This window comes from Nitrincola alkalisediminis, assembly GCF_009821115.1.
Taxonomy (GTDB): domain Bacteria; phylum Pseudomonadota; class Gammaproteobacteria; order Pseudomonadales; family Balneatricaceae; genus Nitrincola; species Nitrincola alkalisediminis.
Map to the genome: position 1 here is coordinate 61000 of NZ_VYTY01000002.1, position 25237 is coordinate 86236.

20 protein-coding genes are annotated in these 25237 nt (G+C 42.9%); 5 read left to right on the forward strand and 15 right to left on the reverse strand.

Translation table 11 applies throughout. From position 1 onward, the window contains the following. Positions 1 to 6 precede the first annotated feature (6 nt). From F5971_RS03525 to F5971_RS03570, 10 genes are all read right to left on the reverse strand, one after another. Positions 7 to 354: an FHA domain-containing protein gene (locus F5971_RS03525; protein WP_036514783.1), complete on the reverse strand. Its 348-nt coding sequence runs from the start codon at positions 352 to 354 to the stop codon at positions 7 to 9. Between the two features lie 24 nt (positions 355 to 378). After that, positions 379 to 981 (reverse strand): hypothetical protein, encoded by a 603-nt coding sequence (locus F5971_RS03530; protein WP_036514786.1) that lies wholly within the window; start codon positions 979 to 981, stop codon positions 379 to 381. A gap of 32 nt (positions 982 to 1013) precedes the next feature. Beyond that, complete coding sequence (locus F5971_RS03535; protein ID WP_036514788.1) at positions 1014 to 2348, reverse strand: trypsin-like peptidase domain-containing protein; 1335 nt, start codon at positions 2346 to 2348, stop codon at positions 1014 to 1016. Beyond that, a complete protein-coding gene (locus F5971_RS03540) occupies positions 2335 to 3102 on the reverse strand; it encodes a MotA/TolQ/ExbB proton channel family protein (RefSeq protein ID WP_036514790.1) in 768 nt (255 codons plus the stop codon). Before F5971_RS03540 ends, F5971_RS03535 begins: the two co-directional genes overlap by 14 nt. A gap of 64 nt (positions 3103 to 3166) precedes the next feature. Continuing rightward, the gene (locus tag F5971_RS03545; protein ID WP_202806912.1) at positions 3167 to 3784 is read right to left on the reverse strand and encodes an FHA domain-containing protein; all 618 of its coding nucleotides are present in this window, start codon (positions 3782 to 3784) and stop codon (positions 3167 to 3169) included. A 24-nt stretch (positions 3785 to 3808) separates the two neighbouring features. Then, positions 3809 to 4762 carry an Lcl domain-containing protein gene (locus F5971_RS03550; protein ID WP_051514683.1) on the reverse strand — a complete coding sequence of 318 codons (954 nt, stop codon included), beginning with the start codon at positions 4760 to 4762 and terminating at the stop codon, positions 3809 to 3811. Positions 4763 to 4814: 52 nt separating this feature from the next. After that, a complete protein-coding gene (locus tag F5971_RS18375; RefSeq protein ID WP_223116251.1) occupies positions 4815 to 7037 on the reverse strand; it encodes a serine/threonine-protein kinase in 2223 nt (740 codons plus the stop codon). Between the two features lie 166 nt (positions 7038 to 7203). After that, positions 7204 to 9216: a bifunctional serine/threonine-protein kinase/formylglycine-generating enzyme family protein gene (locus F5971_RS03560; protein WP_051514684.1), complete on the reverse strand. Its 2013-nt coding sequence runs from the start codon at positions 9214 to 9216 to the stop codon at positions 7204 to 7206. Positions 9217 to 9820: 604 nt separating this feature from the next. Beyond that, positions 9821 to 10063, reverse strand: a complete 243-nt coding sequence (locus F5971_RS03565) for a hypothetical protein (RefSeq protein ID WP_036514839.1) — start codon at positions 10061 to 10063, stop codon at positions 9821 to 9823. 67 nt (positions 10064 to 10130) lie between these two features. After that, entirely contained in the window at positions 10131 to 10739 is a 609-nt protein-coding gene (locus F5971_RS03570) for a hypothetical protein (RefSeq protein ID WP_051514685.1), read from the reverse strand. 783 nt (positions 10740 to 11522) lie between these two features. On the opposite strand from F5971_RS03570, the gene F5971_RS03575 reads away from it, so the two are divergent. Next, complete coding sequence (locus tag F5971_RS03575) at positions 11523 to 12188, forward strand: NBR1-Ig-like domain-containing protein (RefSeq protein ID WP_036514842.1); 666 nt, start codon at positions 11523 to 11525, stop codon at positions 12186 to 12188. A 4-nt stretch (positions 12189 to 12192) separates the two neighbouring features. Here the strand turns inward: F5971_RS03575 and F5971_RS03580 are convergent, their stop codons facing one another. Next, positions 12193 to 14262 (reverse strand): TonB-dependent receptor, encoded by a 2070-nt coding sequence (locus F5971_RS03580; protein ID WP_036514844.1) that lies wholly within the window; start codon positions 14260 to 14262, stop codon positions 12193 to 12195. A 236-nt stretch (positions 14263 to 14498) separates the two neighbouring features. Between F5971_RS03580 and F5971_RS03585 the strand changes: the two genes are divergently transcribed. Both F5971_RS03585 and F5971_RS03590 read left to right on the forward strand, forming a co-directional pair. Next, positions 14499 to 15479, forward strand: coding sequence for an IS5 family transposase (locus F5971_RS03585; protein WP_036515025.1), 981 nt, complete (start codon positions 14499 to 14501; stop codon positions 15477 to 15479). A 396-nt stretch (positions 15480 to 15875) separates the two neighbouring features. Next, positions 15876 to 16493: a TetR/AcrR family transcriptional regulator gene (locus F5971_RS03590; RefSeq protein WP_036513172.1), complete on the forward strand. Its 618-nt coding sequence runs from the start codon at positions 15876 to 15878 to the stop codon at positions 16491 to 16493. A 68-nt stretch (positions 16494 to 16561) separates the two neighbouring features. On the opposite strand, the gene F5971_RS03595 is transcribed toward F5971_RS03590, so the two are convergent. Further along, positions 16562 to 18337: an acyl-CoA dehydrogenase C-terminal domain-containing protein gene (locus tag F5971_RS03595; RefSeq protein WP_193494088.1), complete on the reverse strand. Its 1776-nt coding sequence runs from the start codon at positions 18335 to 18337 to the stop codon at positions 16562 to 16564. 214 nt (positions 18338 to 18551) lie between these two features. Between F5971_RS03595 and F5971_RS03600 the strand changes: the two genes are divergently transcribed. After that, a complete protein-coding gene (locus F5971_RS03600) occupies positions 18552 to 18983 on the forward strand; it encodes a MaoC family dehydratase (RefSeq protein WP_036513170.1) in 432 nt (143 codons plus the stop codon). A gap of 36 nt (positions 18984 to 19019) precedes the next feature. On the opposite strand, the gene F5971_RS03605 is transcribed toward F5971_RS03600, so the two are convergent. Together F5971_RS03605 and F5971_RS03610 are read right to left on the reverse strand one after the other, a co-directional pair. After that, positions 19020 to 21932, reverse strand: coding sequence for a transporter substrate-binding domain-containing protein (locus F5971_RS03605; protein WP_162149948.1), 2913 nt, complete (start codon positions 21930 to 21932; stop codon positions 19020 to 19022). 18 nt (positions 21933 to 21950) lie between these two features. After that, entirely contained in the window at positions 21951 to 23426 is a 1476-nt protein-coding gene (locus F5971_RS03610; protein ID WP_051514581.1) for a CYTH and CHAD domain-containing protein, read from the reverse strand. 150 nt (positions 23427 to 23576) lie between these two features. Between F5971_RS03610 and F5971_RS03615 the strand changes: the two genes are divergently transcribed. Then, a complete protein-coding gene (locus tag F5971_RS03615) occupies positions 23577 to 24047 on the forward strand; it encodes a Dps family protein (protein ID WP_193494090.1) in 471 nt (156 codons plus the stop codon). A gap of 64 nt (positions 24048 to 24111) precedes the next feature. Here F5971_RS03615 and F5971_RS03620 read toward each other — a convergent pair whose 3' ends face one another. Continuing rightward, the gene (locus F5971_RS03620) at positions 24112 to 25206 is read right to left on the reverse strand and encodes a hypothetical protein (protein WP_193494092.1); all 1095 of its coding nucleotides are present in this window, start codon (positions 25204 to 25206) and stop codon (positions 24112 to 24114) included. Between the last annotated feature and the right edge of the window lie 31 nt (positions 25207 to 25237).

The window sequence follows — 25237 nt, forward strand, 5'->3', positions numbered from 1 at the left end:
AGATCCTCAGTTCGCTGGTATTATGTGGCCATTTTCATCACGAATAAACTTTTCAGGCTTTGGTTTAGGCTTAACATCTTTTTGAAGGCTTGCTACAACTTGAGCAATGCTAAGCTTATAAGTACCTAATAATACAATCTCATTCGTGCTAACAGTTTCTTGGGTAATTCGTCGCCATCCTGAACGTGATTGGCCAGAATGATCACATACAAAAGTACCATTCATGCTGACACGATCAATAATGAGACAAGTACCATCATCTTTTATCATCAGTTCTGCGTGTTGACGGCTAACTGTTTTATCAACAATCTTGTAGTCACAGTTTGCACCGGTTCCAATTAACACTCTTTTCATTTAACTAATACTCCAATAATTTTTTTACAAGTGCGAATCGACACGAACATCACCTTCATCATTCACATGAATCGTAGCAGCGTGCAAGCCGGGGGCATTAGCCCTGCCTCTCAGTGTTACAGGAGGTAATTTATCTATCCCGTTAGAGTGAAAAATTCGACCTTGCAAAACCACAGGTGTGGAACCATTTGTATAATAATGATAATAAACTTCGTATTTACCGGTTTCAGCTTTAGGCGTGACCCAAATTTCGGAAGCTGGTCCACGTGTAGCATCTTCACTTAACTCTGCCGCAGAATTAGGAAAGTGGGGTCGGGCTGATGCTCCAGCCTCAACCCTGTTATGTCGACTGTAATTAAATAAATTCCCGTTTGGATCACGTACATAGAGGTCAATATCTGGCGAAGAATTCCAACTCAATGTAATAAGTAAATAAGTCGCTTTCGCTTGCTTCTCTAGCTCTTTATTTTGCTCTTCAAGATCTTTATTTTTTTTCTCAGCGATTTGCAATTGATCATATAAATCACTTGGATCAATCGGTGAAACATTCAAATAGTAAGGAAACAGAATAATCATGACCAATATAATTGCACCCAGCGCACTCGCAAACAAATCTAGTGCTGACATGCTAAACACATTAATTTCTCTTGACTGCCTTTTCACTCAGCGTCCCTCTTAAGAATTAACTCATAATTTCCTAAATGGATACGCGTGTTTTCATCAACACGAACAAGACAAAACTTTTCAATCTTAGTGCCGTTAATTCGCGTTCCATTTGTTGAATTTATATCTTCAATAAAAAAACAATCATTACAATAAAACAGATTTAAATGAGCTTTTGAAACTGTAGAATCATTAATCCGAATATCTACCAAACTAGAATCACGACCTATCAACCAACTTGAGTCATTTGAAAGTGTATTAAATGTATGCAATATAGAATTTTCTATTGGGCTAAATAATTTCCAAACAGGTTGATCTGTTGGCTTTTCAATAATAACACCACCATTTGAATAGCCATTATTTTCCTTATTTTTTCTTCGATTCCATTCAGTATAGGGTTCAAACACTTTTTCTATAATGGTCTTAGGTTGTTTGATTGCGAAGAAAATGGTAATTAAAAAAAGCACTATTAAAACAATGATTAAAGCTATTAGCCAAGCAGGTAAACTATTTAATGATTGTGTTATAAAGGCGTGACTACATGGCTCAGTTGACTGTGTGAACGACACACCTGAATCATTCAAAAACTTAGTGATATACGTTAGTGTACTCGAAAAATAAAGTGCTGCAACACCATCTTTATGACCAAAGGTATTAATACCTACCAGTTCACCGCAATTATTAAGTAAAGGGCCGCCGCTATTTCCGCTGTGAATCGCCGCGCTATGTTGATACCAACTACGCTCCTGCAGATTGTCAGACATTCTAGAAGAAACCTGACGACTGATAACACCTTGTGTCAGGGTCGTTTCTATGAAGTTAGGCTGTATATCATTTAAGTCATCTATCATTGACCCTATAATTTGATCCGCCACACCTGGAAATCCAAAAGCATAAACAGTACTTGCTTTTAATGGTGCAGAAAAAGATATTGAAATATGTGAAAGGCCCCTTTTATCAATTTTTATTAATGCTAGATCACTATGTATGTCAACTGCTTTGACGACACCTTCAATAAAATCACGATGCCCATCTATTCCTTTTTGTAGCACATGTACTTTCCGTCCAGGCTGTACATGCTCATTATTAAACTGAACTACATGATGATTTGTTAAAATATAACCATCTTGCGTTAAAATAACGCCCGAACCAGAACCTGCACCACCATTCGGGTCGATAAGCAGAATCCTAACCACTTTTTTATCTGTTTCCTCTACATCAAAACTTACGCTATAAGTTGGTGATGAAAAGCCCATAAAAAAGTGAGCCGTTAGTATCATTAGCGCACGAATCAGAAAAGAAGTGTGCGCCAGTGCGCTAATCTGGCGCATGGTTTTTCTCGTTATATAAGCGATTAATTAGATTATCCAAACAATACTGCCCAGCATCATTCATAACACGCTCTTCCATCGACTGAATGATATTCATCAAAAACATCAACACACCAGACATGATAAGCGCTAGTAACGTAGTGTGAAACGCAACACCCAATTGCAAAGTCACTTCAGTTAATAGCCCTTCACTGTCGGGCGGAACTGTGCCGGCATACATTAGAGCTGATGATATTCCAAGCACTGTCCCAATAAATCCAAGTGTTGGAATAAGCCACATTAAATAGCGCAACATGTTGTATTTAAGTTCCATTTCATGTTGAACTAAATCTATGCTTATATTGAGTAAGTTTTGAGCTTGCTCAACTGATTTTGATGTTTGAAATTGTGTAATGACTCGTAATACCATTTTAGGTAGAAACATCGGAAGATGCTCACATGCTTTCAACTTTTTATAAAAGGGTCCTAATTCTTTAACCGTGAGTACAGTGTGATCATCTTCAGGCAATAAATTACTTTTCAATTGATCTTTATTTTTAAAAACAACATCTAATCTATATACCAACTCACCAAAACCAACAAATAAAATCACCCACATCAAATTGTGAATACTATAGGGGTAGCCATTTGTTCCCTGCCCAAACAACACTGTAAAAATTGGCTTTTCTGGCATAAAAACCCACATTACAATCAAAAAAAAGATACTTAAAAGCATTGCACTTACAAAAAAATAAATCCGCTTAATTTCAGACATATTATTTCCGTTAATTATAAAAATCAGGAGTGACACCACTCCTGTACGTATTTAAAACTAAGTTTTATTTAAGATCCTGCCAATCAAACTCTTTGCAGCAAAATGGAACAAATTTTAATGCAGTTAAACCAAGATTAATCACTTCTCCACCATTTAAAATGAGTGGTTGTAGTACCGGTGCATCATTCATGTAGGTTAAGTTTTTACCCCCACCATGATTGACATAAAAAGCACGTCCTCTTGGATCATAGGTAATACTTGCATGCGGTTCACGAGAGATATCTAGATCACCAAAATTCAGGTTTACTCGACAGTTTGCCCGTCCGATGGTATTCATGCCATACCCTAAAGGTAACGCCGAGCCTTTGCCTGGACCATCAACAACGACAACCCAACCTACCACTGGATCAGTCATATAATCAGTCGCCGTAGTATTCATATTTTCCGTCGCAACGCCCGCGTTCGGTCTAAAAATTCGTGTTACTTCATCTGTTTCGTTGGTTTTTTCTGTTGGGGCATTATTGATGTTTGTATTCTTACCTCTATCGTCAATATAATCTGTTTTTTCTGTAAAACTATTTACTTGGTTTTGTTTATCACCCATTTTATGGGTTTCAACATCATCCATTGATTTATTATTTTCTTCAGCCAGCCGCCTTGTTACATCAATTTTAACTGTCATAAAAATACCCTTCTTTTGTTTAAATCAATCTACATTTCTAACTAATCGTACATAATGTAGATAGCCATTGGTGTTCCAATACATATTATTATCTGCAAAATTCACGTTCCAATGTGAGTGTGCATTACGTTTAACCGTGCTTGACCAAACAAATCCCATTGGGTCATTTGAAAAAACCGCTTCATAATCGTTTGGTTCTATCCCTTGTACCAGAGTTAAAAGTTCGGTTCTATTTGGCACGCGCCAATTGCTTTTGCCTATCTGTGTCGCTTGATTAGCGATCTCCGCGGCTGCTATCGAACGATCCCCACGATAGGTGGCCGCACTTCCTTCACAGGATTTGTTCGCTTCTTGCCAAGTTTGTCCTAATAAACATCGGCTCCACATCAATCCCGTTCGCGTATCGATTGCTGTACCATCAGTATACGCAATAAATGAGTTAATCATTTCATGACTATGCATCACCTCAAGTTCTACAACCGGAGGGTTTCGCATCAATACATCAACCTCTTTTAATGCTCGCGCTAACTCTTCTACCGAAGCTTCAACTGATTGTTTATTAGCGGAAAGCTTAAAATAGAAAAACCCAGTAATCACTATCACCAATCCAGTCAATGTACCAATCAGCAACCGTGATCTTTGACGCTTTTTCACTTCGATTTGCTGTTGTTTTAGTTGCGCCTCGTTAATCTTCGCAACTTTTGCATCAATACAGGACTTGAGCTGGTCATAATGCAACTCGACCTCACCCAAACTCACCCCCCCCCCATAACCTACTCGAATGGTGTCACCAGCAATCTTAGATTCACCCGAGGGTTTGGTCCCATTGACACTGCCAAGGTCTTTTACCACCACCATTTCAAGGGCTGGTTCATACCAAGCCTCGGCATGAACACGACTCACTGAGTCATTATCTATGTTTAGGTCAACTTCAGCACCATAATAGCGACCGATCTTCACTTTGATTTCTTTTGCCATCTAGTAAGCTCATTTCATAATTAAGGTATCTAGTGATATATATTCTTAAAATTTATCGGATACCTAAATTAATAAGGATTTGTTGTGCGTTAGCATTTCCTTGCTCTGCCGCCTTTCGGTACCAATCCAACCCCAATTGATCATTTTGTTCAACACCTCGACCTGTTCGGTACATCACACCGAGATTAAATTGTGCTGTAGAATGCCCTTGTTCCGCCGCCTTTCGGTACCAGACCACAGCTTCTTCATCGCTTTGCTCAACACCCCGGCCTGTCTCGAACATTGCACCGACATTAAATTGTGCCTGTGCAAACTCTTGCTCCGCCGCTTTGCGGTACCATTCCACCGCTTTCTCATCATTTTGTTCAACACCTCGTCCATGTAGGTACATCTCACCGAGATTAATTTGTGCCGCCGGCAACTTTTGATCAGCGGCCATGCGGTACCAATTCACTGCTTGCTCATCGCTTTGATCTACTCCACGGCCATTTTGGTACATCCAACCGAGATTAAATTGTGCTTCTGCATACCCTTGATCAGCAGCCTTGCGGTACCAGACCACAGCTTCTCCGTCGCTTTGTTCAACACCTCGTCCATTTAGGTACATCCCACCGAGATTAAATTGTGCCACCGCAAACTTTTGATCAGCGGCCTTGCGGAACCAAGCTAGCGCTTGATCATCACTTTGTTCAACACCTCGTCCATTTTGGTACATCCAACCGAGATTAGTTTGTGCCACCGCAAACTTTTGATCAGCGGCCTTGCGGAACCAAGCTAGCGCTTGATCATCACTTTGTTCAACACCTCGACCTGTTCGGTACATCTCACCGAGATTATTTTGTGCCACCGCAAACTTTTGATCAGCGGCCTTGCGGAACCAAGCTAGCGCTTGATCATCACTTTGTTCAACACCTTGTCCATTTAGGTACATGAAACCGATGGAATTTTGTGCCATTGCATATTCTTGGTCAGCCGCCTTGCGATACCAGATAACCGATTGATCTTCATTTTCTATATCGCTTGACAATGCACGTCCAAAGAGGGCTTGGAGACGTACATCATTAGGTTTAGCGTTAACAGCTAATTTACAGGCTTCGATGGCCGCTTGTGATTGAATGTCCTCGAATTCCACACCAACGACATCATCTGGTCGATCAGGATCCCATGGAGATGCGACCAAGTGTTCACATTGAAGCTGGAGTGCTTCAGCTGTGCGTTGCTCTACAAGTTGTGCCAGCGCTTGCGGCTTATCAGCCTCACTTTGTAGGTAAACATAGCCACCACCTGCAACTAACAACATCAACGCGACTATCCCGATTAGAATTTGGGCTTTGTTGCTTTTGTTATCGCTTGTTTCTTTTTCGTTTGGTTCTTGTTTTGGTTCTTGTTTGGGTTGTGGTTCTGTTATTTGGGCAAGCAGTGATTTGGCTTGTTCCGCACTTTGTGGTCGGCTCTGTCCCTTCAGCTGCATACATTGATCGATTAGCGTAACTAAACCAGATGGACATAGCCCTGCTATCGGTAACTGACTTAAAGGTATGTGGTCATCGTCAAGTAATCTTGCACTGGCTTCTTCTGGCGTTTGTGCTGTCAGGCATTTGTAAAGCGTCGCGCCCACCGCGTATAGATCAGTGGCGGGTAATAATTTTGATTTCGAGCTGTATTGCTCTGGGGAGCCATAACCTGGGGTAACAACAACAGAATGGCTTTTATCAGCCAGTGTTTCTTTTGCTGCACCAAAGTCTATCAGTACTGGTTTGCCACCGGGTCGTAGCATAATGTTGGCGGGCTTGATATCACGATGAATCAGCCCATGTTGGTGAACCACCTCGAGACCATCAAGAAGCTCTTTAGCTAAGTGCTCGACTACCTCAGGGGGCAGGGTGTGTTTGCGTTCGAGGTAATTATCCAGTGGTTCACCATCAATAAACTCCATCACTAGATAAGCCGTGTTGTTTTGTTGGAAGTATTTGAGAATACGTACCACCGCAGGATGGTTAAAGCGGGCAAGGGAGCGTCCTTCTTCTAAAAAGCGTGCCATGCCTTTTTCATAGTCCGCTTGTCCATTAGTACCCAAAGCACTGACTGTTTGTCCATCACGACTGGCCAACTCATTGGGAAAGTATTCTTTAATCACCACTCGATTTTGTAAGTCGACGTCTTGTGCAAGGTAGGCAATTCCGAAACCACCTTGGCCCAATAGGTCTAAAATAACATAACCACCTAACTGGTAGCCTTGGGGTAAAGTGAGATGGTTGAATTCGGGTTTACTCATTACTATTCCTTTTTTCATTTAAAGCTAAATATGCTCACTAAGCGTATCCTATTGCAGCATCAGCTCCTGTAGTTATTTTTCTTACTATCAACGAGGCTTTCGTAGTATTCAAAGCTTTTAATTTCAAAAGACTGAAGAAATCCCTCGCTAAAGAATTGGAAGAAAGCTAAAGAACTAGAACTACCCTAAACCCCACGTTATTACCGTAGGCTACGTTATTTCTGTAACGATTAGAAACGCGTAAACTCCAAGGGCCATTGAACCATGACCCGCCACGCAATACACGCCTCGTGCAATCTCCATCCGTTCTTGCTTGTCCATCACTGAGCGCACCAGTGTAACTGTCACTCCAGCAATCATCCGTCCACTCCCATATATTACCTAGCATATCTTGTACCCCCCAAGAATTTGGTGAATAAGTACCTACTGTCTGAGTCCGGTTCAAATAATTGCCAGTCTTTGATTCAGGGCAACCGCTGACATCGTAATTACCATCATAATTTGCCTCTAAAGTTGTAATGCAGCTCCCAAAATGCCCATATCGCTCCGTAGTGCCCGCTCTCGCTACATATTCCCATTCAGCTTCACTAGGTAAACGGAAGCTCTGGCCTGAAACACGATTAAGCCACGGAATAAACTCTTGAGTAACATGATTATAACTAACATGAATTACTGGACGATCATCTCTACCCCAACCCACATCATTCGGCTGATAGCTGCAACCACCCGCACTGACACAAGCATCCCATTGTGCAAAGGTAATCGGCATCTTGCCGATTTTGAATCCCGCTACTTGAACATTACGTACAGGGCCTTCACCATAATAACAACTATTATCTTCTTGGCTACAGCCCATCTGAAACTCACCTGAAGGAATAATAACCATGGAACTTAACAAGCTCTGAATAGGTTGAGGAATACTAACCAATTCATTTTTATTAATTATATCCTCTTGTTGTTTATATTGGACTAACTGCTGTAAATCACTCTCTTGATCCGAGATTGGATTGGATTCAGGCATAGATTCAAATAATTTATACTGGTAGTAACCAACCAACAGAAGAACACAGAAAATCACCATTAATAAGAATGACTTATTAAATTTTGACTCTATTACCCAACCTTTTTCTTCAGCCAATCTAGTTACTTTCGCCTTTACTTCTTCGGTATCAAAACCCTGTTTTTTTGCTTTTAAAATTATCTGGTTGACTTTTCGTTGAGTAATTACACCATTACTTTCAGCGCATTCAATCATAGTTTCTAGGGAGGATGAGTCAAGAACAGTCAATAGAATTGATTTTTCTTGCTCAACTACAGTTAACAACTCTATAGCTTCTTGCGCACTCTGGGGACGCTCTATGCTTTTAAGCCGCATACAGTTATCGATTAAAGTAACTAACTGCGGGGCACACTTTCTAGCTAACGGCAGCTCCCTTAAAGGCTTGTGATCATCATCAAGTAATCTTGCACTGGCTTCCTCTGGCGTTTGCGCCGTTAGACATTTGTACAGAGTAGCACCAACTGCATAAAGATCTGTGGAGGGTTTGAGTATTGACTTAGAGCTGTATTGTTCTGGTGAGCCATAACCCGGTGTCACCACTACGGAGTTACTTCTTTCACCTATCACCTCTTTTGCTGCGCCAAAGTCTATTAATACGGGATGGCCATTAGTACGCAGCATAATGTTGGCTGGCTTAATATCCCGATGGATCAAACCATGTTGGTGAACCACTTCTAAGCCGTTAAGCAATTCCTTAGCAAGATATTCAACCACTTCGGGGGTCAATGTATACTTACGCTTTAGATAACGATCTAAAGACTCTCCATCTACAAACTCCATCACTAAATATGCGGTGTTATTTTGTTGGAAATATTTAAGAATACGAACCACTGTGGGATGATTAAAACGCGCTAATGCCCGACCCTCCTCTAGGAAGCGCTGCATACCTTTTTCATAGTCGATATGTCGATCAGTACCCATTACGCTAACAGTTTGACCATCACGACTCGCCAGCTCATTGGGAAAGTATTCTTTAATAACAACTTGGTTTTTCAAATGGATGTCTTGCGCGAGGTAAGCAATTCCGAAGCCTCCCTGCCCAAGTAGATCATTAATAAGATAATCACCAAGTTTAAAGCCTTGGGGTAAGGTACGTTGGTTGAATTCGAGCTTACTCATACATCATCCCTATTCTGCATCTATGCTATATCTTGAGTGCGAGAGTCTCGTTGTAAGTGAGCAGGATAGCTAAACCATAACTAATAAGAACTGCCAACAGGTCAATAAATAAACCTACGAAATTTTTTTGAAAGTTAAAATTATCAAAAAATAATCTCCTACAAAATTGTGCTATTGAGTTGCAATGTTACAAAAGATAGTTTCGGTAAATATTAAGCGATCATGTCAAATAAAGTGTCAGATTTTGGAGACATTCTATCGAAGTATCTTCAATTTTTTACTGAGGAATACCTATTTGCACTGTCACTTGGATACAGTCAACATTGGCAAAGCTCTAAATGCCTTGATACCAGTGGACTCAAACTATCCCAGAGAGCAAATGCACCCTAAGAAACTATTTGGTCATGCTGACCTTCGGGCCTGCAGATACAAGAAGGGAGAACACAGCAGAACATAACAATCTACGGGCCTAAGCACGCGAGAGCAAAGTCACCTAATGCGCAAGCTATTATCCTAGGGCAGTTTATGTCTGCAAAGGCAGCACCAGAAGCTGCATGAGAGATGACTTACAGCTGACATAAACTACCGCCGAGTTAATAACATATTACTTACAACTTACTGAATCAAAACGCGGCACTCCTATATCTCTGAATTTAGCTACTGCCAAAGTCTCCGCTTGCCCTTTATTCGCAGCAACAACATGAGTCATTTTATCAGGCTTACCATTTACATATGTCCAGCATTCATATTTTAGGTTTGCATGTGCATTGCCTGCCGAGACTAATAAGAACCCAGCTGTTACCATGATTACTTTTATGTGCTTACTGATCGACTTTACTTTTTTCATTTTGTACTACCTTTTTTAGATTAGGACTATTTTGCTTTAACTACTATACTGATAGTCACTATCAGTTTTATTTTCTTGTTGGTACTAACTGACAACGCAGGTGCCCTCTCAAGAACTGTTCAACATGGAAATCTTGTCTAATACCTCGGTGGTAATCTGAAAAATTACCCAATATTCGTGCGCACGGCCCCCTGCCCTCAGAAAAACGACAAAGAGCCAACTCTTGTCCTTTAAAATGGGCATAAGCTTCGCTACCATAATGTATGGTCCGATGCTTTGTCTCACTTATTGCAAAGGGTAACTCTTCACCCAAAACTAAATCCAATGCTTGGGGCTGAACTACCCGCCATTTTCGATTTAACCAAGCTTCCGCCGGTTGAAGAATACATTGCAAACGCTCTCCATACGCAGCATTACTTCGCTTTCCCTCAATTTCAGCTTCATGCTTAGCAACTTCCGCTTTCCGTGCAGCAGCCTCGGCCGAACGGCGTATCTCGGCAGCTTTATCTAGCTCAGCCTGCTGCTGCCTAGCTTTTAACTGTTGTTCTGAAGTCAAACTCTGCCATTCTGCTTCATTCATACCCAGCGGAAAGCTAGCACAGGCTGATAGCAGAAAAATACATATCAAAACAAATAGAGCTTGTCTTAAGTTTAAAGAACATACAGAAATCATCATAAAGCTCTCCAAAATACCTCAAAGGCTCTCTAGCATTTAGTTTAAGTATATTTCATACAAAACAGATATTTGTCAGAATTTTAAGACAGCTTAACAAAAAACCAGGAAAAATCAGTTATCTATAAACACTTTTAAAGCAAACCCCGATCATCTATAAAAGAGTAGGATACAAACCAAGTCAGGTCGACCAAAAGTAGGAATACGGAATGTGTCAACCAATTTTGTACCAGCTCTTTAAAACCTGAATCAGTGACTCCACCTTTACTAACAGCTTACACTTGTTTCTTCTCAACATCATAATTTCCTTTGATTTTAGCATCTTCAGCACTCGCACGATTATTTTTCAGTTCAATGCATCTTTAATTAACAATCAAAATTTTTCAACGATTTCAAAAACATAAATAGCCCCCTAGAATAAACATACTTAAAATCATGACATGGGTAGGATTTATACTCCCAATTTCAAGAAAAGCTACCACTAGAAATCCATATCATACTACTCGCACCCTGATTTCACTGCCTGCATTGCAGTAGGTTAAGCTATACACTCAATTTAAATATACTAGGGGCTTACTACTCCAAGCGCATTCGTACTTGATTACAACTGGGAGTATTATAAAAACCATTCTCCATAACTCCTTACATTTACACTGTTTAAAACAGTTTTAAGAAAGTTAGCCAACTCTACACTGCTATTTATTAATAGTAGTCAGAGTATATTTCATCTAGAATACAAATCTGTCAGAAAAATAAGACAGGTTCTATGTCGATTGTCAGGTTACTATGAATACAAAACTTGAGATGTATGTCCGCCAACGCTGCAGGCAACTGAATCAATCGCTGGCTGAAATTTGTCGGCTCGCGGGCATCAGTAGACAAACCCTCTATGAGTGCTGGCAGGGCGAAAAACAGCCATCACTTAACACACTCAGCTCTCTCGCATGGGCACTGCAAGTCCACCCTATGCGATTGCTGCATATGGTGTTTGAGAAGACTACTCTTCAACGTGAGGCACAAACGTACACACCAGGTGACTGCAGTGCATTTATTCGGGACGTCACACACCCTGACGGAGCATTAATTCTTGCAGGCACACGCTTTAAAAAAATCTGGGCCTTACAAAACGTCGGCAATACTCCTTGGACAAATCGCTTTCTTCGCTGCCTTGATGATGAAGTGGTCGTGTTCACAAAATCAGGTGATGTCTTAAATTTAGCACCCAACCTACAGCCTGAAACTACATTGATCCCAGTGCCTGACACTAACCCTGGGGATATTGTCGAGCTAGAGGTAACATTTCAGGCACCCAATACTCCGGGGACTGTATTATCTTACTGGAAAATGTCTTGGCCTGATGGCTCACTCTGCTTCCCTGAATCTCGCGGTGTTTGGGTAAAAGTCACGATTATTACACCCGCGACAGCCGCGGGCTTAATATCGGATTACTAAACATTCAAAATACAAGCGTCAAACCTGCTCGAAGGGTTCGAGGATCACCAAAACGAAGAAAATCGGCACCAGCAGCATAACTAACATACTGGCGATTGAAAATATTTCTTACACTAAAGTTTGCACGAACATCAGGTCGGATCTGCCAACTTGCGCCAGCGTCATAGCGTATAAAGCTGTCTACATGAAAGCTGTTTGCCAAATTACCCGGGCGTTTACTCTGATAGACTGCCCCCATATAGGTCCTAATCTCTGCCAAAGGCTGATAAGCAAAGAGAACTGAAGCCGTTTTATCTGGTACGCTTGGAAAAGCATTCCCTTCATTCGCATCATAACTACGCCACAACGTTGAATCTAAGCGCCCTACACTGGCGCTGACTGATAACTTCGGTGCAACTTGCCACTGTATTTGCAGTTCACTGCCCTTAACATGCTTTTCACCTGCCAGAATTCTATACACAGGATCATTTGGATCTCGGACCAACAGGTTATCCTGAATAATACGATACTCTGCAAGTTGAAACGCCAAATTAGAAGTCGGTTTCCATTTCATCCCCACTTCCACCTGTCGCCCTTGACTTGGATCAAAGAAGTTCCCTTCTTTACTGATTCCTGAATTTGGCAACCAAGATTCGCTATAACTACCGTACAACTGTAAGCCATTTTGACCGCTCCAAGAGAGCCCCAGTGCTGAAGTCCAGTGTGTATTCTTAGTTTGGCCAACATGAATCTGATTAAACCAAGACTGTAGTTCATAATCGCTGTAACGCCCCCCAACTGTCAGCATCAATGATGGTGTCAACTGCATTTGCTGATGCACAAAAAAAGAATATTCATTCCATGTAAAATATCCCTGCCTTTTAAGAAGCCTATTATGGGCAGGCAGATTAAAAACAAAACGCGGGTTGTAAATATCTAAACTGAAGGCCCCCGCCGAACGACGATTATCGTAATGAGTCTCGGTTGTATGGTATTCAACCCCCATCGTCAACAAACTGTCCACTTTTCCTGTTCTGTATGCTTGACTCCAAGCAATCCGGCCTGTGTACTGTTCAAATGTTTCATCGACCAATTGATAAAAACCAACCAGAGGAAGCTGGTCGTTAATCATATAAAAGAAACCTATCTGATCTTCATTTCGTCTGCCGTCAATATAGCGAGCACTTGCCTCCAGCCAAGATTGTGATGAGATTCTATGATGCCAGTCAATCTCCAAGCGATTGAAAGCTCGCTTTGCACGAGCACTCGGGTGTACGTAAGAAACACCAAAAACTGGCCGATCTTGTGCATACACATTATCAAAGTCGTAGGGATAGTGCTGCTGACTGTATTCCCATGTTGCACGAAGATGATTCATCTCTAGGTAACGATACTCTAGGCTGTTCATCACTATGTAACGATGATCACTGACACTGTTTTTCCATGTATCAGCATTTTGCAAAACCAAAATTGATCTCCATGCAAGCCTTTCTTCGTCATCAACGGGACCCGTTGCATCAATGACTAGACGTTTATAATCAAAGTTACCTCCTGTCAGTGTTAATGAGCGCGCACTTTCGAACTGAGGTTTTTTTGACAGATAATTCACACTTCCGCCCGGTGCACCTGCACCGTATAGAACGCTATTATGTCCTTTAATAAAAGCGATACGCTCTACAGTGGCAGCGTCGCGTATAGAGTAGTTCTGATTATCCAGCATGCCATCGAGCAGCAGCCGCCCTCCGGTATGGAAGCCACGAAGCGTGAAGTCTTCCCCGGTACCAGCACCCAATCGATCTGGCTGAACATTAGGAAAATACAAGGCAAGGTTTTGTGCATCGCCCTCTTGTGAATCGACTAGAAATGTCTGATTCAACTCATGCAGTGACTGTTGCCATTGGGACAGATTGTGATTGATCAAAAAATGCTCTTCTGGTTGGTTTGCAATACTTTTTTCGACTAACACAAACACAGGCTCTGCATGTAGACTTGCGGTAGTCCACGAGCCGCCTAGTAAAATCAAACCAGCAAAATTGAATCGATTAGCTGCAGGTTTTCTGACAAAAATCGATGTCACCCTTCCACTTCCAGACATCTGGCTCTCCTTTGCAGGTTTCTTTAAGTGCCTATGGCACATAGCTTATGTTTAAAATGTATATTAGCTAATCATTCTACACAAGAGTGGTTACGTATAAACTCAGCAGATTTTTCATTATTTGGTCTTGTAAATAACTGGTCTGGATTTTTTAAACTCAACCTTCTAGGGAAGATGCGAATAAGTCCCTAATATGAAATAATTTGCCATAAATGATCACCTAGAAAGAACGCATCATGAGCCATCAACTTACTTTTGCAGATAGTGAATTTTCCAATAAGCGTCGTAAAACGCGTAAAGAGATCTTTTTGTCACGGATGGATGCTCTGTTGCCTTGGCCGCAGCTCCTTGAGGTTGTTGAGCCATTCTACCCCAAGGTAGGCAATGGACGACGCCCTTATCCGTTAGAAACGATGCTACGAATTCACTGCATGCAACAGTGGTACGCACTCAGTGATGAAGCTATGGAGGACGCGCTCTATGAGATTGCCTCAATGAGACTGTTTGCTCACCTTTCCTTAGATGGCGCTATTCCTGATCGCACCACTATCATGAACTTCCGCCATTTGCTGGAAAAACATAAGCTGGCTCGTAAAATACTTAAAGCAGTGAACCGATGGCTGTCTGAGAGCGGCATTCTGATGAAGCAAGGCACACTGGTTGATGCAACGATCATTGAGGCACCCAACTCAACAAAGAATAAAGACAAGCAACGTGATTCGGAGATGCATCAAACCAAAAAAGGTAACCAGTGGCATTTCGGTATGAAAGCACACATAGGTGTCGATGCCAAAAGCGGTATGACACATACCTTCACAACAACTTCAGCAAATGAACATGACTTAAACCAACTCGGTCATTTATTACATGGTGAAGAGGAATTTGTATCAGCTGATGCTGGCTATCGTGGTGCTGAAAAGCGCGAAGAGCTAAAGGACACCGATGTTGATTGGTTGATAGCCGAGCGACCAAGTAAGGTCAACGCACTTAAAAAACAACCGGAAAAAAATCAAAGAGCTATCAAAATTGAATTCTTAAAAGCGAGTATCCGTGCCAAAGTAGAACATCCATTCCGTATCATTAAATGCCAGTTCAAGTTTGTCAAAGCCAGATACAAGGGATTAGCGAAGAATGATAATCAGCTGGCGATGCTCTTTACTTTGGCGAACATTGTTCGATTAGATCAGATGATACGATGGCAGCCTAAATCCGCCTAAAAAACGGATATAGTGCCAAAAAATGCAAAAAATCAGCCATTACTGGCTTAAAATCGACAAAAATCAGTTAATACTTGTTTGAATTGTGCCCAGCAATGGGCAGATCGTTTTAAGCTGTTTTAATTTGATAACTTGATCGCAGTTTCCCTAGGTACCAACGTGAAAAATAATATTCACATTAATAAACCTTGATATGCATTCAAAAACCAAAACCATACAACTTGACTAATTGAGTGGAATAGCTTTATGAAGCATTAAAGCCTTATAACCGGAACAACTGACACAGCAAGTATGATCATCAAACGGGTAATACTGAACCAATACCTTTAACGGCCCCACCCTACAAATAACGACTTAGACCTTGCCATTCCCTTACACTTATCGTTTACTAAGCATATGAATTCTTTAGAAAGCAACGGGCGCAGTTCGCCCGACACGTGGCTCGACCTAGCCTATGAGACCTTAATCTCTAAGGGGATTGATGCTGTCCGAATTATGCCATTGGCCAAACGGTTGAACTTATCTCGGACCAGTTTTTACTGGTACTTCAAAGATCGTGAGGCGTTGCTGGATGCTTTAATAGGTCGCTGGAAAGCGAAAAACACGCACAATCTGATTCAACAAACTCAAGCCTACTCTGAGTCTATTACAGAAGCGGTATTAAATTTATTTGATTGCTGGCTCGACCAAACGCTTTTTGACTCGGGTTTTGAGTTTGCGATGCGCAACTGGGCGCTGCAGTCTGAAGAAGTGGATGTCGCCGTCAAAAAGGCGGATGAGGATCGTATTTCAGCTATTCAACAGATGTTTACAGCACACGGTTACCCCACTAGTGATGCCGACGTGCGTGCTCGAACCCTTTACTTAACCCAAATTGGCTATGTCTGCATGCGCTCGAATGAGCCGATTGATGTTCGCATGGCACGCATAGCAGATTACGCCCATGTGTTTACGGGCGTAACCCCTACTGACAGCGAACTTAAACGCTTCTTTCATCGTCATGCATTTACGTAAAACAGGTTAAATGATTCAACCTCAGAGGCGCTTTACTGAGTAAAGCGCCTCTGAGCAGAACACCAACCTTACTGCCAAGCACTCGCGTATTGAGCATCGCTCATTTCAGTGATCGTAGCGCTTCCTGATTTGATCATTTCCAAATAGCCCATGTAACGTGGCAAAATTTGGGCGAAATAGAAACGCGTGGTCACTTGTTTAGCCGCCAGATATGGATCATCTTCTCCCTGAGACTGCAGCTCAGCTGCACTTTCAGCTTGACGCAACAACTCCCATGCGCCTGCCACCGTTCCCAACAACATCATAAAGTTATACGCAATTGCGCCAGGTAACTGAGGATCTTCCGCACTGCCGCTTAACAAGACATCCCTTGCTTGCTCAACTGCGACAACCGCGGCTTCCAGCTGTGCAGCAAGGGCAGAAAACGCACCACCAGCCGCAACCGTCGCACGCATTTCCTCAAGCAGGCTTGCCAACGCTTCGCCTTTATCCATGAGGGTTTTGCGTCCAACTAGATCCAAGGCTTGAATACCATTCGTGCCTTCGTAGATCGGCAGGATGCGTGCATCACGGAAATGTTGAGCGGCACCCGTTTCTTCAACATAGCCCATACCACCATGAATTTGTACACCTAAGGAAGTGACTTCTTGAGCAAACTCGGTACACCAGCCCTTTACAACTGGGGTTAATAAAGCCGCGCGTGCTTTTTCTTTTTCACGGCGTTCTGGATCTTCAGCATGATGTGAGAAATCAATGCTTCCACACGCATCATAGGTCAGAGCACGACCCGCTTCCGTCAACGCCTTCATTGTCAGCAACATGCGACGAACATCGCCATGTCTCATAATAGGACCGGGCTCTTTGTGTCCTACGGCAGGACTTTGAATGCGCTCATTGGCAAAATTCAATGCCTGCTGATACGCCCGCTCAGAAATCGCAACGCCTTGTAAACCAACCCCTAAACGCGCATTGTTCATCATAGTGAACATACAGGCCAATCCACGATTTAACTCACCGACTAAATAGCCAACTGAGTTTTCAAAACCCATCACACAAGTAGGGCTCGCATGGATGCCCAATTTATGTTCAATCGATAGGGGTTTGGTGTTGTTGTACTCACCCAAGCTACCATCTGCATTCACAAGGTATTTCGGAACCAAAAACAACGAAATACCGCGCACGCCAGGAGGAGCATCAGGAAGACGTGCCAAAACTAAATGGACAATGTTTTCAGTTAACGAGTGGTCGCCCCAAGTGATGAAGATTTTTTCACCCGTAATGCGATAGTGATCACCGTCCTGCTCCGCTTTACAACGAACTTGTGACAGGTCTGAACCCGCTCCACCTTCCGTTAAGTTCATGGTACCTGCCCACTCACCGCTAATAAGCTTAGGTAAGTAAATGCCTTTCAGCTCGTCACTGGCATTAATCGATAAGCACTCAACGGCGCCTTGCGACAACAGAGGGCACAAACCCCACGCCATATTTGCTGACTGCCACATTTCCATAACCGATACTGACAGTAAGTACGGCATGCCTTGACCGCCAAACTCAGGGTCAAACTGAAGAGATCCCCAGCCCCCTTCAGCATACTGACTATAGGCATCATGGAAACACTCTGGACAAACGACTCCGCTTTCATCAAGCTTGAGGCCCGTTTGATCCCCTTCCCAATTGGTGGGCCCAACGACATCACGAGCGACTCGGGCCGCTTCGTCCAAAATTGCACTGACCATATCATCAGAGGCATCCTCAAAGACTGGCATTGAAGACAGCTCAGTTAAACGAGCAATATGGTTGAGAGCAAGCTTCATATCTTTTACGGGAGCATTATAGTCAGCCATGATTAACCTTCCTCAAGTTGTTCAAAATTCAATCAAGTATAAAGAATTCAGTTTCACTCTTCACACCATTAGGGTTTTTACTTATTCTATCATGGAATCGCTATCTGATAAGTACAAAATCAGTTAGTCTTGATCTGAGTTTGATCTTTTTTAACATTGATCATTCAAGATTACGACGCATGTCTTTTTATATCATCATGAATGGGAGAATAGTATGGAAGAATTACACGGATATTATCTAGAAGATCTTGAAGTGGGTATGAGTGCATCCTATGCCAAAACGATTTCAGAGTCTGATGTATACCTGTTTGCAGGCATTTCTGGGGACAACAACCCTGTTCATATCAACGAAGAATATGCAAAAACGACTTTTTTCAAAAAGCGTATCGTGCACGGGATGTTTAGTGCAGCCTTAATATCGACCGTTGCGGGCACTCGCCTTCCTGGGCCCGGCGCCATTTACGTTGATCAACAGATCAAATTCCGTGCACCTGTTTATATCGGCGATACGGCCAAAGCAACCCTGACCATCACGGAAATAGATGAACGACGTAAACGCGTCAAAATGAACTGCGAAGTGAGCGTGGGTGAAACACTGGTGGCAACGGGTGAAGCCACCTTCATGGTTGACAAACGTCCGGCTTAATTCCGTTTTAGATGCAAAAGAGCAGAAGGAAATACGTTACAACGCCTTCTGCTCCGTCTCGCTCATCACAACCCGATTACGCCCTTCTGATTTGGCTTTATAAAGTGCGGCATCCGCCAATCGCATCGCGTGCTCGGGATCAGAGCTCAGATTAGGGCAATAGCCATGCACACCGATGCTCACCGTCAGCACAATTGTTTGACCCTCAAACTCACACTGCGATTCTTCAACAAGTTGACGAAGTGTTTCACAACGCTCATAGATGTTTTGAGAGGCATCCATCAGTGTAAAAATCACGAACTCCTCTCCACCGTAACGAGCGGTGTAATCTGTATCACGCTTAAATACCTGTTTAATGCAGGTGGCCAGAAATTGTAAACAATGATCTCCAGCCACATGTCCAAAGGTATCATTCACTCTTTTAAAGTGATCAACATCGAGCATGGCCACCATCATGCCTTGTTGTTGCCGAACGGCGAGCTGATGCAAACGATTATACTCACGATCAAAAAATGCTCGATTCCCCAAGCCTGTTAGCTCATCCGTCACCGATAAAAAGGCAAGCTTTTCATTGGCCAGTGCCAACTTGGCATTTAAAGCACCTAGACGTCGATTCCAGTACACCAACATCAGGACGATAAGCAGTGCTATCGTCACAATTCGCCATACCCAAGACCAATCCATCGACTCTTCAAGCTTTACAGTACGCCACGCATTTTCAATGCCTCGGCGGTCTTCGTCAGTTAAGCTGTCAATAAACTTCTGCAATATTCCTAATAAAACATCATTTTCAACTTGGACAGCCATAGTAAAGTTCCAATCAAAGGGAACTCGACCAATGACACGGATATCGGCAACACCGAGTTCTTGCAGGCTATGACTTGCCGTAGGTAATGAACTGATCAAGGCATTAAGATTTCCCGACTGCAATTGCCTTAACCCATCCGTCTCGGTCGCGATGGGGACAAATGTAATCGTTGGATAACGGCTCACTAGGGGATCAAATGCAACAAAGCCCTCTAAAACACCCACCCTCTGATTGGTAAGCTCATTTAAGCTGTTAATAAACGGGACTTCTATTCGACCTAAAACAACAGCGGGTAGCGAGTAATACGAACGTGTTAACGCAAGCTTCTCAGTGTGCTCAGTTTCAGACATCATTGGGATAACATCACAACGTCCTTCAGACAAGGCTTGCATGGACTCAGATCGATTCTGTGTTGGAAACAACATCATACGTAAATTAAGACGCTCTGATAGTGACTCTACAATTGATGAGGATATGCCCGTTAAGCGCCCCCGCTGATCAATAGCCTCCAAAGGCATTTGATTCTGATTCACACAGATACGGAGGGTTTTATCCAATGCAGATAAGTAATCAAGCTCCTCATCCGTCAAATTTTCAAGCGGCGGATTTGATGAGTAGCTGATGCCTGACTGACTTCCTAGCCAACGATTTTGTATAACACTCTGTTCAATAGGCGTAATGGCATTGAGGGCTTTATTCAAAATATCGGCCAAAGGAGCAAGCGAGGGCTTAACCCCAAAGCGCAAATCCTCCCCTGTGAAACCCTCTAAGATAAACTCACCCGCTACATAGACCCCCGTCAGACGTAATTGACTCACCCAGTGATTGCCGTTTGGTAAGGCTGCTATCACTACATCAACATGATTGTTTGCCAAGGCATTGAACATAGAAGCTTGATCAACATAGGTAAACAGAGAATCACCAATAATGTCTCGCAACGCCTGCTCGTAATAAATTCCAGATCCTATCGCAACCCTAAGTCCCTCTAAATCTGATGGATCGGTATAGCGCCAGTCTAAATCTTTGGAAAAGAATACATTGGGAATAATGTAATAAACGTCTGAGAACCGAGCAATCGCTTGTCGCTCTTCACTAAACGACATATTAGCCAATACATCCAACTCCCCTGCTTCAAGCCACATGATTAAACTGGACCATTGATCGACAACAGGGATAACCTGCAACCCCGTTAAATCCTGAATCCGTTTCAAGATATCAACCGATAAACCCTGAACACTTCCACCATCGAGAAAGCTGAAAGGCGCATAATCACGCATCAAACCTACTCTGAGCGGGCCAAGCTGACGAATATAGTCCTGTTCAGGTTGGCTCAATTGAAAGGATGTCTGCAGAGGTAAATGCTTGCCGCCATACTCTTGCCAGCGAACCGTTAAATCGGCCAGCCATTCGGGTTCAATACTCTGTAAGCCGCTTTCAAGCTTAGCATGCAGTTCCGGCTTGTCCTTTAAAACCGCGAGCCTGAAGTCCTCCTGTTGCACGCCGTCTAGAGACAATGCACCAGCGACCTCCAAGTGTCGAAATCCCGCTCGTTGTGCCAAAAACTGTAACGTCACATCAGGTCCAATGATGGCGTCTACCCAGCCAAATGCTAGGGCTCTTACAAGATTGGGTAGCAAATCATATTCAACTAATTCTAGGTTTTGCGTGTATAAAAGAGGTGCGTAATAAATGTCTTTTAGAATGCCGATCCGATAGGGACGTAAGCCATCAATGCGTTGAACCGAGTCAAGCCGTCGATTTGAGTCCTGCATGATAACCGTATTTCGGTAATGGTAAGGCTCCGTGAACAACATGCTATTGGCTCGCTCCTCACTCCAAGAGATCTCATCAATAACATCGATTTCACCTCTTAAAAAGGCCGAGTAGACTTCAGGCCAACTGCCAACACGATACTCAAAGGTCAACTCAGTAAGACTTGCCACCTTCTCCAGTACATCAATTGAAAAACCGGACGGTTGTGATGCGTTCATCCATGAGTAAGGCTCATTATCAGCAACGACTCCGACAGAGACTCTATTTGAAGTATTTGCTGATAGAGAAAAGCTGATCAACCCAAGTATTACAAACAGAAATACTGTCAGTAAACTTGACGAGTGCTTTTGATCACCCCTTCTCTTCAATGCATTCTCTCCCTACATTTAATAGTCTCGCAACCCTTTTAAAGACTGCTGCCTGAGCTTTTTCAATATTTTTCTTTGTTGAATCAACATGGTGCGCTGCAATGAGTCGGCCAAAAATACATCTGTAGCGACTAAGCCTTGCAAATACGCCTGCCAACGCCCTAATAAATACTCAGCTGAGATATGCCCTAAAAGAGCAGATGCCTTATTCATTTTGTGCAACCAAGATTTACCAAATGCTATATTAGCAAACATATCAACGGCCCAACGATACTCCTTTAAGGCTAGAAGGGTTGGAAACGAAACTCCTGGGGACTTGGTTTTCAAGCGAAGCTTCTTATCTAGCGCTCGCTTCCTTAATTTTTTTAGGCGTTTTAATAAAAAAGTAGCGTCGGCTTGATCTGTTGTGACAAAAATGTCATCCGAACGCACGTCAAACAATAAACGTAAGATTAGGCAACCTTGCTGGTGTAAAACAGGACTTTGCATCATTTCTTGCCGTGCAGTGGCACGATGAGCCAAAATCCAACTTTTAAGATCCTTAAGCGAAGCTTCTGTTTCTTCAAGGTCTATCCATTCCGGGATAAGCTGATCCGCAAAATAGTCCAGCTCAACCTGCTCACGAAAAGACTGTAGATTCTCAGTTAGCACTCCTTTCCAATGTTTAAACCATTGTGGATTCAATAGAGGTTTAAATACTCTTAAGACCGCAAGCAGTCGCTCCTGACTTTCAATCCACTGCAATAAGTAATCCGGCTCTTCTCGTGCCGTAATGCCAAATAAGTTGCCTTGCCATTGAACGAGACAAGCAGACACATAACACCTGAAGACCTCTTCCGACGTCATTTCATCCGTTTGTCTTGGAGCAACAAACCCAACGGGTTGCTCTTTCACCCCACTAAAGAGACGATAACCTCGCTCGGCTTTGGAAATATCACTGGGCGTCAAGGATAAATCGTTTGCCAAATCAATGGCGAGTGACACTAAGTCCGAGACATCTCCTTTTACCAACTCCAACTCTAGCTCACAAATTGGAAGCGTCTGTCCTTGCGCCTGGATCTTACCAAGATCGACCATCAGCAGAATTTCTGCCCCTGTAGGGGATTTATAGCAGTATGTCGAACGTTCAAAGTTCGTACTAAAGACGGGCTGTAAACGAACCTTTACAGCATCTAAGGTTTCACGAACGGAGTCTATTTCAATTTCAGAAAAATCAAAGTGACCATTGTAAAAAGTCTCCCATTCGGGGCGTTGGCTGACACCGGCTATCGACTGGCCTGCGCACTTCACAGTTTGAAGCCAAACATTTCCTTGTTGACGCGTTCTCAATGCCATTTTTAAACGTTGTAAATCCAAGGCTGAGGTATCAAAGTAAGTGTTTTCTAAGGTAACACTTTCACTCAGCAATTGAGCCGAGCTGACCAAAGGGTGAGTCATTAAGGCATTGATATGCAAAGGCGATAATTCTAGTTTTAATTCGGTTTCTTTACCCATTTTTTTCTCCTGGGGCTAGGCTTTGGGTAGCAGGCGATGTCAATTCGTTATACTCTATTCTGATCATAAAGAAGTTTGATGGCAATCGACTTCTCATGTCGAGACGGTTGTGTTTACAATGAAAGCTAATTCACTCATGGAGACTTACACATGTCAAAAATGGACATAGGTATTAAAAAAGCAGATCGTGAGAAAATCGCTGAAGGGCTGAAGCACCTCTTAGCGGATACCTACACTCTTTACTTGCAAACGCATAATTTTCACTGGAATGTCACAGGCCCTCAGTTCCGCGAACTTCATTTGATGTTTGAAGAGCACTATAACGAACTTGCACTCGCTGTCGATGACATTGCCGAAAGAATTCGCACCCTAGATGTTGCCGCACCCGGCACCTACAAGGAGTTCGTCCGCTTAAGCAACATTAAAGAAGTGGACGGTGTTCCTGAAGCAAAAGACATGGTGGACTTATTAACACAAGGACATGAAACAGTGGTCAGAACCTGTCGCGAGGTTCTTAAACTTGCGCAAGAAGCAGATGATGAATCCACTGCATCTTTAGCCTCAGATCGCATGCGGGTTCATGAAAAAACGGCGTGGATGCTACGTGTTTTGAATAAATAAATATCACACATGTTTGTTCGCTTGCCCTGCTTGATAACGGCAGGGCAAGCGCAATGCTAGGACATTAATCCAAACGATTCGCAAGCAGGGTATATAAACCGACCTCATGGTCAGACAACCCTCTGGCAACCACTTTGTAGCGCCCTGGTGCCAGCTCTAGTTCTAGATGAGCGTTAGTGCCTTCTCCGCCATCATCATCCTCCGCAAAGAAACCTTCACCTTCTAGCTCAAGATACGCATCAAACTCATCAGACATCAGCGAGACTTCGTAAAGGCCAAACTCCTGAACGTCTAGTTCATATACATTTTGACCACGCATCAGCATACCTTGTATTGCGTCTCCGAGGGCTAAGTTACCGCTATTTTGCAGCTCAACGCCTTCAGGTAAAGGGGATTCCGATACACTCACCGAAAAAAGCCCTGCTCCCTCACCGTAACTTTGAAGCGTTAAAGTGTATTCACCCTCTTCAAGATAGGTCACTAATTGAGAGTCCGTTCCGTCAGGGCCATCATCATTCTCTAGAGTAATCCCCATTCCTTCGAGTTTAATGAAGGTGTCAAAATCCTGAGAAGCCATGTTGAGGCGATACAAGCCTGCTTTTTCAACTTGGAAACGCACAAGCTGAGGCTCTTGATCCAGCCAGCCATTTTCAGCTAAAGGAAGACTATTCAGCTTACTCGTATCCAATGTTAAGGCGACCTTTAATACACCAGAAGATAGGGTAAAAGGCCCAAAACTATTGATATCACGACCGTGCACAACGACCTGCAGAACGGATTCACCCTGAACAATGCTTCTCAACTTAGAAAAGCGCTCAGCATCGTTTGAAGTGGCCAATAAACTGTTACCTGAAAACAAGGACAAGGTGCCATTTAATGCACCACGCTGGGTAATTTCCAGTAAGTTACCATCCTCCAAGTCAGATGAAGACACCTTGAGTTCAAATACCTGATAACGTGTACCGTCTTTAAGATTTACAGGGCTTTGCGATGTGATTTCACCACTCGCTCGCTCCCCTATTTGAAAGGTTTCCGACTGCGCGGGTAAGGATTCATCTGCTGAAGGAACCTCAACAACAGTGGGCGTCTGATTGTCTTTACAGCCTACTAATACAGCGGTGACGGCTAAGGTGGCCAAGGCCAAACTATGTTTTTTCATGATAATCCGTTCATCTAAAAATTCAATCTTA